Annotated in this window: 12 protein-coding genes and 1 tRNA gene; 1 reads left to right on the plus strand and 12 read right to left on the minus strand. The window is 43.2% G+C overall.

Going from position 1 to position 13,281, the window contains the following annotated elements:
• Nucleotides 1-242: 242 nt before the first annotated feature.
• From VM640_RS05920 to VM640_RS05975, 12 genes are all read right to left on the minus strand, one after another.
• Complete coding sequence (locus VM640_RS05920) at nucleotides 243-755, minus strand: AAA family ATPase (RefSeq protein ID WP_325390512.1); 513 nt, start codon at nucleotides 753-755, stop codon at nucleotides 243-245.
• Nucleotides 752-1,237, minus strand: coding sequence for a ParA family protein (locus VM640_RS05925; RefSeq protein ID WP_325390502.1), 486 nt, complete (start codon nucleotides 1,235-1,237; stop codon nucleotides 752-754). Before VM640_RS05925 ends, VM640_RS05920 begins: the two co-directional genes overlap by 4 nt.
• 142 nt (nucleotides 1,238-1,379) lie before the next feature.
• Nucleotides 1,380-2,138 carry a radical SAM protein gene (locus VM640_RS05930; protein ID WP_325390503.1) on the minus strand — a complete coding sequence of 253 codons (759 nt, stop codon included), beginning with the start codon at nucleotides 2,136-2,138 and terminating at the stop codon, nucleotides 1,380-1,382.
• The gene (gene tcmP, locus VM640_RS05935; protein WP_325390504.1) at nucleotides 2,138-3,388 is read right to left on the minus strand and encodes a three-Cys-motif partner protein TcmP; all 1,251 of its coding nucleotides are present in this window, start codon (nucleotides 3,386-3,388) and stop codon (nucleotides 2,138-2,140) included. Before tcmP ends, VM640_RS05930 begins: the two co-directional genes overlap by 1 nt.
• A gap of 375 nt (nucleotides 3,389-3,763) precedes the next feature.
• Nucleotides 3,764-3,850: transfer RNA gene (locus tag VM640_RS05940), tRNA-Leu, on the minus strand.
• 91 nt (nucleotides 3,851-3,941) lie between these two features.
• On the minus strand, nucleotides 3,942-4,976 hold the full coding sequence (locus VM640_RS05945; RefSeq protein ID WP_325390505.1) for an acetyl-CoA carboxylase carboxyltransferase subunit alpha: 1,035 nt from the start codon (nucleotides 4,974-4,976) through the stop codon (nucleotides 3,942-3,944).
• Nucleotides 4,954-5,862 (minus strand): acetyl-CoA carboxylase, carboxyltransferase subunit beta, encoded by a 909-nt coding sequence (gene accD, locus VM640_RS05950; protein WP_325390506.1) that lies wholly within the window; start codon nucleotides 5,860-5,862, stop codon nucleotides 4,954-4,956. Before accD ends, VM640_RS05945 begins: the two co-directional genes overlap by 23 nt.
• 7 nt (nucleotides 5,863-5,869) lie before the next feature.
• Nucleotides 5,870-6,070 (minus strand): putative signal transducing protein, encoded by a 201-nt coding sequence (locus VM640_RS05955; RefSeq protein WP_325390507.1) that lies wholly within the window; start codon nucleotides 6,068-6,070, stop codon nucleotides 5,870-5,872.
• Between the two features lie 206 nt (nucleotides 6,071-6,276).
• A complete protein-coding gene (coaD, locus tag VM640_RS05960; RefSeq protein ID WP_325390508.1) occupies nucleotides 6,277-6,759 on the minus strand; it encodes a pantetheine-phosphate adenylyltransferase in 483 nt (160 codons plus the stop codon).
• Nucleotides 6,760-6,773: 14 nt separating this feature from the next.
• The gene (locus VM640_RS05965; protein ID WP_325390509.1) at nucleotides 6,774-10,307 is read right to left on the minus strand and encodes a DNA polymerase III subunit alpha; all 3,534 of its coding nucleotides are present in this window, start codon (nucleotides 10,305-10,307) and stop codon (nucleotides 6,774-6,776) included.
• Between the two features lie 97 nt (nucleotides 10,308-10,404).
• The gene (locus VM640_RS05970) at nucleotides 10,405-11,730 is read right to left on the minus strand and encodes a DRTGG domain-containing protein (RefSeq protein WP_325390510.1); all 1,326 of its coding nucleotides are present in this window, start codon (nucleotides 11,728-11,730) and stop codon (nucleotides 10,405-10,407) included.
• 119 nt (nucleotides 11,731-11,849) lie between these two features.
• Nucleotides 11,850-12,092 (minus strand): alpha/beta-type small acid-soluble spore protein, encoded by a 243-nt coding sequence (locus VM640_RS05975; protein ID WP_414647916.1) that lies wholly within the window; start codon nucleotides 12,090-12,092, stop codon nucleotides 11,850-11,852.
• 344 nt (nucleotides 12,093-12,436) lie between these two features.
• Here VM640_RS05975 and VM640_RS05980 point away from each other — a divergent pair, with 344 nt between their 5' ends.
• The gene (locus VM640_RS05980) at nucleotides 12,437-13,090 is read left to right on the plus strand and encodes an HAD family hydrolase (protein WP_325390511.1); all 654 of its coding nucleotides are present in this window, start codon (nucleotides 12,437-12,439) and stop codon (nucleotides 13,088-13,090) included.
• Nucleotides 13,091-13,281: the final 191 nt, after the last annotated feature.

Genomic DNA, 13,281 nt, shown 5'->3' on the forward strand with positions numbered 1-13,281 from the left:
AGGCGGTGCTTGGGTTTTCCGTCTTTATCCCTATAAGAAGCGACGATTTTATAGTAATTGTAGGTTTTACCTTCTTGCTTAAGGGTAACTTTTTTGAGAAACATGGTAGCCCTCCAGTCAAAAGTATTAGGACTACCCTAAGTATAGCACATAAAGTGATGATTTCAAAGTAATAATGGGTATTTTCCATCAAATATTTAGGACTACAATATCAGGGTTAGTCGCCTAAAAGTCATGGCACATCAGGGTTTGGTAAAATATGTCGCCAAACTTGGGTTATAATATTTATAAGTTTGAGGGACAAGCCACATTGGGCACTTAAGCGCCTGCGCCACAGAGGGGAATGTGTTATGAGAGTGCATAACCGCAACACCACCGATTGGATTCATAATGTCAGCAACAGGAGCTCTGTTTTGAGGTATTATATACCGATCAACGATTTTCGGCATTTCTTTTGCGTATGCATAATGTGCAACTGCCAAATCATATGCATTTTGATGCTTAGACTGCCTTTTTGCATTGTATATTGTATATCCAAGGAATTGAACAAACTTTTCAGGGAATCTTGCCCTTTTATCTTCTGATATAAGTTTATATATCGTCTCAAACTCTCTCTGCCATTGTTGCAGAGAATTTCCTATGTTACGAATACCATATGTACTAAACATATCTGGCAAGGCCGGAATTATAAAACCATCAACAGTGGAAATGATTACTTTATTCAGAATTCCTAAGCTAGGAGAAGTATCTATCAGGACATAGTCATATCCATTAAGATTCTGCGAATATTCGTCACGGTTCTAATACTTAAATTGTCGCTTTGGTACAATCCACTCCAACGCTCTGCAAGTTTATTTTCATATTTATGCAAGGAGAGTCGTCCAGGGATTAAGTCCACATTATCATAGAGTTTAATTACAGGTGGATATTCTGTTAATTCATTTAATCCGTCCTCTGTAGGTTTGAGAAGGAAGTGAATTGACCTAGGGTTACTTATTATTTTCTCTAAGCCATATTGTTCAACGGCTGCTTCGAAATCATCGATAAATTCGTCTTCTTCTTGCCAAATCTGATGCAATCCGTCCTCAAACATTCCAGAAATAGTCATATTACACTGAGGATCTAAATCAATGAGAAGAGTTTTTTTCCCGAGTTCTCCCAGTGCACATCCCAAGTGGAAACCTAACGTTGATTTTCCAACGCCACCTTTATTGTTAAACAGGGATACAATCTTCATCTCTTGCCCTCCATAAAAGCGATTAAATTGCGACGTATAGATACTTTTTATTTTTACTTAATCTGTATATCATCTCTTTATTTACAATTGTGGTTTTTATGTGGCGTGATTACATACATAGTTGTCGCATTCTTATGCTGTTTTAAGTTATCGTACCACTCTTTATATGATAGTTAATACCCCTCTTATTGCAAAAATCGACTACTATATCTACTTGCTGGTTATAGAATGCTCTATGAGTTTTAAATGCTGTAATATTTTTACTATAGTTAGTTCGTCCAAAAATAATTTTGTTGGTAAAAGAAACCGCATTAAGTATTTCAAGCAAGTCCTGCTTTATTATATTAGGCGTTGGATAGGGTTCAATGCTCACCCACGTTCGGCACCCCTTTTCATGCAGAGCCTTTAGCGCGGCAATCCTGTCCGCATAGGAGGAGGCTCGGGGTTCGATTCTTTGGCGAAAACTCTCGTCAAGAGAAATAAGTGTTATTCCATATTCGTTTGCTGGAGATTGCTCTGCCAACTCTATGGGTAACAGTCCTTTTGTGAGGACTGTACACCGAATGCTGGCAGCATTTAGTTTTTTTATTGCCGCCATGCTCATTTCCCCGACTTCCTCATATCCGAACATAAATGGGTCGGTGGTAAAGCAAAGCTGGACGGACTCTATTTTTGATTTTAACCGTGGAATTTCATGATCGAGTATTTCAAGCGTGTTGCTCACCAGCTTAGGCGTACACCACGTCTCATAGTTGGCGACCTTGCCAAACCTCTTAGCCATCAAAAAAGCATAGCAGGGGTAGAGGCATCCGTGGGAACACCCTAACACATGGTTCATTGTATAATCCCCATATTCGACGCCCGTCTTGTACAACATTGTCTTTCGCGTTATAGTGTCCATTACAATCGCTTCCTTCTTAGCATCAATGTATTGCCTTTGCCCTCTTGCCAAAATTTCGTAGGTTTTCTTTTGTCGGTACAAGCTGGATTTCTCGAAACGAGAATTTCTCCGTTCTTTTCAAATGTCTTGAGAATAGAGCCACTTCGTCCACTGCACAGACGAGATAAATCGCACAATACACCATACTCGTTATAAAAGCCGGCCAGGAACTTGTTAAGACGAGTAAATTCCGTTGTCGTTGAGAGCAGCCTGCGAACCTTTTCCTCAAGAACGTTATCGTCAATCCTTTCATTTTCAGCTGTCTGTGGTATCAAGGAAAGCTGCCCGCCGCTTTGAATTTCAATAACCAGACGGTCTGTTCTCTTAGCGATATTATCGGCCATAAGTGTGCAGCCGTCAGGGTGGTTGGTCGCATGAACCAATCGGTATTTCGGATGTTGCCCTGCTTTCAGGCGAATTGGCATATCCAGAACATAATTATATTTTTGCCGCAAGCGCAGTTTGTATTGCATGGAAAACGCCTTCTCTGCTTGGTAACAATCGATTGTTCCTTTGCTGTAATCAGTGATGATAGAATGCCAATAGTCGCCACCAGCTATAGCATTGAGTTCAGCTATCGAGTCCATCACGGAACTGTCGTATTCCTCAATGTCGCTGAAAATCTCGTCCTCTCTTTCGCGGAAAGTTACTTTCATGACCCGGCATGCCTCACGAATAAAGCCGAAGGAGTTAAGGTTTATCAGCAATTCGGCGGTGCTAAATGCAGTTGGCAGTGAATCAAATAAAGCAGCGTTGAGAACTTTCACTCCATAAGGGTCAACGTAAAGAAATACGTTGAGATTGCGATACCTCTTATTTGCATTCTGCAGCAGGGGTATGATGTTATCCTCAAATTTGCCTTCTATAATCTCACAACGCCCCATAGGTTGATTAGCAAGGTTTGCCACTAAATCTTTTGCATGATTTAATTCTATAAATTGCATATAGACTTCTGGCGTAAATTCTCCATAAGGATGGGCAGTGCGATACTGCGCAATACTCCTGTCCAAACTGTCCAATGCAGTTAGAGGTGAACCGTTCTTGCCATCATCAAACTTTCCTTTGCCCGCAAAGCAATCCACATATAGGATGGGTTTGCTCATTGACATCATCTTATTGAAATACGGCACCAAATAGCAACCGAGTAACTCGTCTTTAACTTCAGACCAAATTTTCTTTTGTTTAAAAAAATCTCGATTGTTTTTAGACATTATGTCCGCCCCCTTGAACTTCCTATTATTGCTAATATTTAAGGTTTTTTTAAACTTCTCATATTTGCCTTATATGAAACTTCTTCAGCTTCCGATTATAGACATTAGACGTATTTACACTAATCTTCATTATGGGACCTTTCGAAGCCCCAGATAACCATTGTCTAAAAATTCTACATTTTTTTAACATATTCCTCCTTGTATATCAGCCTATATATAAATTATCTTAGAGAGGACAAAAAACCAGAACGTTAATACACGTTCTGATTCAATATTTATTGGGTTTCCATAAATACTTAAGATAGTATTCATATACAAGACTAACAAAGACAAACAAAAAAAGAGCCCTTATAGCTCTTTTCTAAAATCCATATATGGTGCGAGTGATCGGACTTGAACCGATACGGGCTTTCACCCAATGGTTTTTGAGACCATCGCGTCTGCCGATTCCGCCACACTCGCAAGACTTACGAATACAGATGACGTTTGTTATAGTACCATTTCTAAAAAAAATAGTCAAGTCTTTCTTTAACAGGCCCTTCTCATCTTCTCATTAGAGCCCGGTAGTATCAGCTGAATCCGTTATTTCGAATGACTCATCAATCTCGGATGGCCCAGTTGCTTCCTGGCTTGCTCGCTCTTCAAACTGTCCAATCGCTCTCAGTTTCTCATAGCGTTGCTGCTTTAAAGTCTCCGGAGTCTGTTCCCGTAGTTTCTCCAGATATTTAGCGATTCCGTTAGCGATCTCTTCAGCCGTTTTGGTTAGGTTTTTATGTGCACCCCCCAAGGGCTCACGCAGGATTTCATCCGCGACTCCCAAGGCAAGTAGATCTTGAGCCGTGAATTTCAAGGAAGACGCCGCTTCTTTCGCCTTGCCCGGATCCTTCCACAGAATCGAAGCACAGCTTTCCGGAGCGATCACAGAATAAAACGAGTTCTCCAACATCAAAACGACATTCCCGACACCCAGAGCCAGTGCTCCACCGCTCCCACCTTCACCAATGACCATACTGATAATAGGCACTTGATACCCAGCCATCGCCTGTAAGCAACGAGCAATAGCTTCACCCTGGCCTCTTTCTTCAGCCTCTAGATCGCAAGCCGCCCCGGGGGTATCGATAAAGGTCAAAATCGGGCGGTTAAATTTATCCGCTTGATCCATTAAGCGCAAGGCTTTACGATACCCTTCCGGATGAGGCATACCAAAATTCCGTTGGATATTCTCCTTAGTATCTTTCCCTTTGACATGGGCAACTACCGTCACGGGAATCCCCCGAAAACTCGCAATGCCTCCAACAATCGCCCGATCATCGGCAAACAAACGATCACCTTTCAACTCGATGAAGTCCTCAAAGAGCAAGGGGGCATAATCATAAAAATTGGGACGTTCCGAATGACGGGCAATTTGCACCTTTTGCCAAGGTTCAAGATGACCATAAATCTCTTTTTTCTGGCGAACAAGTTTATGCTGAAGCTTTGATATCTCTTGAGTCAAGTCAAGCTCTTTATCTCGGGAAAATGCCTGAAGTTCAGCTATTTTCTGTTCGAGCTCAAGGATTGGTTTTTCAAATTCGAAGTGTTGTGCCATAATCTGCCCCTTCCTGATGATAGCGCAACAAACGGCCTAAAACAGAACGTATCTGTGAGCGCTCAACCACAAGGTCGATAAGTCCATGGTCTTGGTTAAATTCAGCGGTCTGCGCTCCAGGAGGAAGTTCTTGCCGCATAGTTTGTTTAATCACACGTGGGCCGGTAAATCCGATGAGTGCTCCCGGCTCGGCAATCTGGATATCTCCTAAGGAGGCATAACTTGCTGTGACTCCTCCAAACGTAGGATCCGTCAGCACGGAAATATAGAGCAAATGATTTTCGGACAAACGAGCCAGTGCAGCGCTTGTTTTCGCCATTTGATAAAGGGACAAAATCCCTTCCTGCATCCGTGCTCCACCAGACGTTGAAAAAATAATAACGGGTAAACGCAGTTCGATGGCGCGTTCAATGGCCCGCGTAATTTTCTCTCCTGTAACCGATCCCATACTGCCCATCATGAAATTTCCTTCATTAATAGCCAACACAACCGGGGAATCCTCAATCGTCGCTTTTCCGGTAAGAACCGATTCCGTCTGCTTAGATTTTTCTTCTGCTTGCTTTAGTTTCGTACCATAACCTGGAAATTCCAGTGGGTCATTCGAATGGAGTTCAACATCCCATTCTTCAAAGCTTCCGGGATCAGTAATTAGCTCTAAGCGTTCATGCGCAGTGATTCGGAAATGATAATTACAGCTTGTGCAGACCTGATCATTCTCCACAAGGTCTTTTTTATAGAGAGCCTCCCCGCAGTTGGAACACTTCACCCACAGACCATCGGGTAGCTCTTTACGATTCGAGGGCGCTGCCGGTGGATTCTGTTGCTGAACAGACCCCGTCGAGGGTAGGGTTACATATTTAGGTTTACGAAATATATCTTTAAACATACTCTAACTAGCTCCTCATCAGGCTAGTAATAATCTCATTTGCTTCTTCCGCTTCCGATTCCGGAACGAGGATTTCGACAGAAGCATGCTCACCCAAATGGGCTGAACCAATGGGCCTGAGTTGAACCAGCATTCCTTCATCCATTAAAATTTTTTTGTACTTTTCTGCAATCGCCTTATTGGGCGCAATGTAAATAACGGTCCACATAAATTGATCCCCCTTATTCAAAAAGAGAAACATACCCCGTTTGACGGATATGTTCTAACCGTTACTGTATTAACGTTTTATGACAGCTATCAAAATAATAGCAGATAAGCATTTATCATTGATTTATCATATCATAGCCCCTGAGTTTCTGCAAGAAAGGGACGTGACAAGGATCGTGCAAAAAAGCGAGTCGAAACCATTGGCTATCAATCGTGTGGATATCTCTCCAAAAGCGCCTTTTCCACATGTGGGGGCACGAACTCAGAGATACTTCCTTTAAGGCTGGCCGCCCATTTAATCGAGCTCGAACTGATAAAGGAAAAGTCACTTTTGGTCATCAAAAAAACGGTTTCGATATCTGGCGCGAGTTTCTTATTCATTAAAGCGAGTTGGAATTCGTATTCAAAATCCGCCATGACTCTCAAGCCTCGGAGAATTGCTTTTGCACCGCACCGCCGTGCGAGTTCAACCGTAAGTCCTTCAAATCCTTTGACTTTTACCCCTTTCATGTCTTTGGTGGCTTCTTCTAACAAAGCTACCCGCTCCTCGAGGGAAAAAAGAGTAGTTTTATTACTATCGACCGCAACAGCCATAATGATTTCATCAAAAATCTCCGATGCTCGAGCTAGAATATCCAAGTGTCCATTGGTTACAGGGTCAAATGTACCTGGATAAATTGCAGTTTTCACATTCATACCTCACTTCAACTAACCTTCCACGCCACATTTTCTTGCCCCAGGATTTGCCCGAGATCCCCAATGAGCGCTTCTAAATCTTTAACCCAAAATTCTTGTCGGCTTTGGATAACTTTCTTGTTTTCTTCAAAATAGAAATAGACCGGACAGGGACCTGTATACCTTTGAAGTATGGGTAGGACTCGATCTAAAAGGGGTGTGTCCTCCTGAGAAAATCTCAGGAAAAGTTTTCTCTGCTTTAAATCATTTTTTTGTTTGAGGGTAGCGCTCTGATCGGACTTCCTGCTCGCGAGAGTTTGGGGAGGCGTACTTAAGTAAGTACTCGTGCCCTGGTTATGCGGCGTCCGATGCTCGGGTAAATGATCTAAATCATAGATTTTTTCAGCAAAAAGTTTCTTCTCATCCTCGCGGACATTAAATTTCCCTTCGATAATCAGGATTTGATCATCGCCGAGTCCCGACATTTGCGCAAAAACGCGAGGAAAAATCAGGACTTCAATCGTGTCGGTTAAATCTTCGAGAAAAAAGCTTGCCATCATCTCCCCCTTTTTTGTAACGGTCGTTCGATATCCGGTAACTAAGCCTCCCAGAATCACACGATGGTCTTCTTCGGACTCGAGACAGGTCATAATGTCTGAAGAAATGGCGTTCTTAAGCTTGTCCATGACCCCTGAAAGGGGATGCCCTGAAAGGTAAAGACCTAAATACTCTTTTTCCATATTGAGCAACTCGCGTTCTGGGAATTCAGCGATCTCGGGTAAGGTCAGCCCTTCGTCCACAGAATCGCCCAAATCAAAGAGCGAGATTTGGCCACTTTCTTTATCTTTCTGTCGCTGCTGAGCCATCTCCAGAACCTGGTCCAATCCCAAAAGTCCCTGGGCACGACCACAGAGCGAGCTAAAAGCCCCTGCTCTTAATAAACTTTCTAAAACCCGTTTATTTAATACCTTACTATCGACGCGGATACAAAAATCATAAAGTGAGGTAAAGGGGCCGTCCTGCCGTGCCTCAAGAATTTTCTCAACAACGTTCGCACCCACATTGCGAATAGCACCCAAACCGAATCGGATCCCTTCTCCTTCGATGCTAAAATCCACCCCGCTTTTTTGAACATTTGGAGGCAGAACTTGGATTCCTAACGTTTTCGCATCCTGAATATAGAAGGAAATTTTGTCCGAAGAATTCATGACTGTGCTCAGTAACGCAGCGGTAAATTCCTGAGGATAATGGGCTTTTAAATAGGCGGTTTGATAAGAGATCACGGCATAGGCGGTCGCATGGCCCTTGTTAAACCCATATTCCGCAAACTTGGCCATTAAATCGAAGATTTCTCCGGCATCTTTCTCAGTGAGTCCTAACTTTAACGCTCCTGAGATGACCCATTCTCCATCGGCGTTTTGTAACCCATAGATAAAATTTTGCCGTTCCTCTTCCATGATTTCTTTTTTCTTTTTGCCCATTGCCCGACGGAGCAAATCCGCTCGGCCTAACGAGTATCCCGCCAAATCTCGAGCAATCTGCATGACCTGTTCCTGATAGACGATAATTCCATACGTCGAACGCAAAATCGGTTCCAGCTTCGGATGCAGATAGGTAATTTCACCCCCATGTTTACGGCGGATGAATTCAGGAATTTGGTCCATCGGACCCGGACGGTAAAGGGCCAACACTGCAATAATATCTTCAAAGCAGGTCGGTTTCAAGTCTTTGAGAACCGATCGCATGCCCCCACTCTCGAGCTGAAATACACCAGTGCTATTCCCGGAAGAAAGCAAAGCGTAAGTCTCCGGGTCATCAAGGGGAAGATGCTGAAGATCGAGCGCAAGTCCGTGCGTTTCTTGAATCAGCCTCAAAGCCACTTGGAGGATCGTCAAGTTGCGCAAACCTAAGAAGTCCATTTTCAAAAGCCCGATTTCCTCCACAGTTTTCATCGGGAACTGAGTCATTAAAAAACTGCCGTCTGATGTCTTCTGGAGAGGTAGATAACTCATCAAGGGATCCTTAGCGATTACCACCCCAGCGGCATGGGTTGAAACATGCCTTGGCATCCCTTCAACCGCTTGGGCCAGCTCAAAGAGACGTTTGATCTCTGGATCTTCAGCAATCATCTTGGGCAAATCGGGTGAAACCGCTAACGCTTTTTCCAACGTCATCCCAATATCGCTTGGTATGGCTTTCGCCACTTTATCCACCCGGGCTAAGGGCAAAGCCAGAACACGTCCGACATCGCGAATTGCAGCTTTAGCGCCCATCGTTCCGAAGGTGATAATTTGGCACACCTTATCGGTCCCGTATTTTTCCGTCACATAATGGATGACACGTTCCCGGCCCTCTGGGTCAAAATCGATGTCAATATCCGGCATACTGATCCGTTCCGGATTGAGAAATCGTTCAAAAAGTAAATCATGCTGTAACGGTTCAACCGTAGTAATCTCCAACAGATATGCCACCATGCTTGCTGCGGCCGACCCACGGCCTGGTCCGACGCCGACACCGTGCGTGCGGGCATACTGACAAAAATCTGCGACAATTAAAAAATATCCTGAAAACCCCGTTTGGGAAATGACCCCAAGTTCATACTCCAAGCGCTCTTTTTGTTCCTCCGTCTGCTCGGGATAAAACGTCGGAAACGCTTCCAAACATTCCTGACGCAAGTAAGTGTCCAGCGTATACCCTTCTGGAACTTGGAATACGGGCAAGTAATGATCGCCGAACGTGAAGTCCACTTGGCAACGTTCAGCAATCAGGGCCGTATTTTCGAGGACTTCCGGATGCTCCCCGAACAGCAGCTTCATCTCTTCTTCGGATTTGAGGAAAAATTCCTGACTGGAAAAGCTCATGCGTGAAGCATCCGCTAAATTCTTTCCGGTCTGAATGCACAGAAGCACATCCTGAACAAACGCGTCTTCCTGTTTAATATAATGAACGTCATTCGTCGCCACCATCGGGATCCCTGTCTGTTCATGGACTTTGAACATGCCAGCATTGACTCGTCGCTGCTCCTCTAAACCGTGATCTTGGACTTCTAAAAAGAAATTCCCTTTTCCAAATATCTCTTGATATTCCAAAGCCGCTTGGCAAGCACTTTCATATTGATTGTTTAAAAGATACTCCGAGACTTCCCCCGCCAAGCAGGCACTGAGCGCGATTAGCCCTCGGCTATGCTCGCGTAACAACGCTTTATCGACGCGCGGTTTATAATAAAACCCCTCCACCTGGGCAAGGGTCACCAATCGCACCAGACTATGGTAACCTTCTTCATTTTCCGCGAGTAAGACCAAGTGACGGTTTTTATCGTCTCTTCCCGGAGTCCGTTCCTTTCGTCCATGCGGAGCGACATAAACCTCACACCCGATGATCGGCTTGATTCCTGCTTTATGACAAGCTTTATAAAAATCGATGACTCCATACATCACACCATGATCCGTGATGGCTAAAGACGTCATTCCGAGTTCCGCTGCCCGTTGCACTACTTTATTAATCCGTGCCGCTCCATCGAGCAAACTATATTCCGTATGGACATGTAAGTGGGTAAACATCATTTTCTCCCCTCTTTATATGGGAAAGGCCTTGATTCCGTAAATCAAGGCCGATTCATTCAAGTTTGAGCAAGACTGTTGGGCGCCTTGACATTTTGAGCTATAAATTAAGAGAGCTTTTTACTGCCTTGCCCATTCGTGCTGACATCAGTCCCTTTGCCACAAGCGCGTTTTCAGCGTAAACATCGATTTCTATGTTACAATGTTTTTTCGTCACCAACAGAAGCTTTGCGGTAATCCGCACTTCAGTTCCTACCGCGAGCGGCTGTAACTGATACAGCGTAAAATTCTCAGTGATAGCATCTAAGCGATGTTGTTTGCGCAGCGCAATATAGCCAGCCATATTCATAACCGTGACTAAAACACCGCAGCTCACCGAGCCAAATTCATTGATCATAAACTTAGTAATTTCCCCTGCAATTGTGAGGTTTTCCGGATCTTCGACGTAACGAAAGCCGCTTAAAATTAGGTTGTCGACGGTTTCTCCAAATTGAGGCTGTTGTTGCACCTGCTGATATGCTTCAAGCACATCTTGGAGGCTAATGATTCCGATCAGTTTTCCTTGCTCAACAACCGCGGCAATCTCCCAGCCCTCCCAGACCATAATCCGAGAAACATGGGTAACCGAGTCATCTCGGCCTACCACATAGGGCTTCGAATTCATCACCTCAACGACCGAAGTTTTCATGTTAGCTCCAGCGAGATCGACGGCAGTGATAATCCCCACAACCGTCATTTCTTCATCGACTACGGGGAAACGGCTATGGGAAGTTTTCTGAGAAAGTTCATACCAATCTTGAACCGTTGCTTTCGTCGTTAAATATTGCACATCTTTAACCATGATATCTTCCACGAGCACGAGTTCTTTCTCAATTAACCGATCATACAAAGCTCGATTAATCATCGTCGTCACTGCAAACGTATCATATGGAGATTGAATGATCGTTAAGTTCTTTCGAAGTGCTAAATCAAGAACATCTTGCTCAGGATCAAATCCACCCGTAATAAGCAACGGCGATCCGTGATCTAAAGCGAAAAGTTGGGCATCGTGACGATTTCCCACGATGCAGAGCCCGACTTCTTCTAAATAGCGCTCCATAGCTTCAATTTCCATCGCAGCGATAACAAATCTATTGGGAGAATGATCAAGACCTTCCGCTCCGCAGATGACACTTCCCTCCACAATTTGCGAGACTTCACGCAAAGTCAAATCTTCAATCTGACGTTCCTTGACCCCTTCAATGCGTATCGTTCCCACTTTGGGAATAGAACGGACAAAGCCTTTATTTTCAGCTTCTTTAATCGCTCGATAAGCGGTTCCCTCGCTCACATCCAATTCTCGAGCTATAAAACGGACAGAAACCTTGCTTCCTACAACAAGGTCCTCGATAAAGCTTAAAATTTGTTGATGTTTTGTTTGGCTCAATGTTGACGCGCTCCCACTCTTTATTGGACAATATTAACTGTATTATAACATAAGAATTCTATTTCAGCCATTGAGTGCAATCACTCAGTTAAAATATTATCAAATCTATCTGCAGAATATTATTCTCCTCTGCGCTCTTTTTTCTTGCGCTGCGTCATAATCCCCCCGATTTTACCAGCATCCTTGGCGCTGAGAGAATGCCACCCCCTATCGCGCACTTGTTCGATTAAGCCCAATTCAGCGGCTATCTCCAGCTTTAAAGCTTCATAGGGATCAGTTCGTTTAAGCATAATCTTCTTTTCTTTCTTCGCTTGAGCCCCATTTATGGCTTGATCACCCTTCGCAGTTCGCTCATCCTTCATAGGTTATATTCCTCCTCTACTCATCCCTTGACTAATATAATGTGGACAAACTGGGCCTTTCTCCCCGTGTCGGTGTTCTAATCGGCAACGTCCATCAATGTGAAAAAGGCAGTTCGCTGTGCATATTTTTTGTGTCATACTCTTTCAACTCCTTAATCCCATTTTTGCCGAATTTCACAAAAAAATACCCTTTTTCAATCTGAAAAAGGATTTCATTTTAGAGTTAATATGAATTACAATGACTGTAACGTGTGGTGAAATAATTAAGAAAACAGATGTTCCGACGAAACTTAGCTTAAAGTCGTGTTTAAAAATAGATTTGAAAGGATAGGATATTAAGCATAATGAAACGAAACTATGACGTTATACTTTTTGATTTAGATGGTACCTTAACAGATTCAAAGTTAGGTATTCTAAACTCTGTTCAATACGCCTTAAACTATTTTGGAATCAAAGAGATAGATCCTGAAAGCTTAACAAGGTTTATTGGGCCTCCACTTAAAGAATCTTTTATGGAGTATTATCATTTTGATGAGGATATGTCCATACTTGCTATCGAAAAGTATCGAGAGTACTTTTCGTCTAAAGGTATATTCGAAAATGCAGTTTACCCAATGATTCCAGAATTGCTCGAAAATCTGTCCAGCAAGGACCTAAAGATAATCCTAGCGACATCGAAACCTACGGATTTCGCACAGCGCATATTAGATCATTTTAATTTAGATCAATATTTTTGTTTTACTGGTGGGAGTAACTTGAACGGAAGTCGGACGAAAAAAAGTGAAGTTATTGCGTACGCTTTACAGAAAAGTGACATACAGGGCAAAACCAATGTTGTCATGATCGGAGATAGAAAGTTCGACATAATCGGTGCCAGGGAAATTGGCATCGATTCGATCGGTGTTTTATATGGATATGGCACTCGAGATGAACTTAAAATGGAAAGCCCCACATACATGGTAAATCGGGTAGACGACCTAAGAGGAATTTTACTTTAATACTCTAAAAAAATAAAATGAGCTTTTACTTTTCTAACCGCTTGTAAATGATATATAACCCAAGTTTGGCGACATAAATTACCAATGCAAGCTGGGAGCGGGTTTCAGGTTTCAAGAAATCTTTGTAGTCCCTAATCAAAAACAGAACCCCTTTAGCCCAGTAAAATCAATAGTTCGGAGAGGTCATTTTC

The sequence above is a fragment of the Desulfitobacterium sp. genome (assembly GCF_035539115.1).
Taxonomy (GTDB): domain Bacteria; phylum Bacillota; class Desulfitobacteriia; order Desulfitobacteriales; family Desulfitobacteriaceae; genus Desulfitobacterium_A.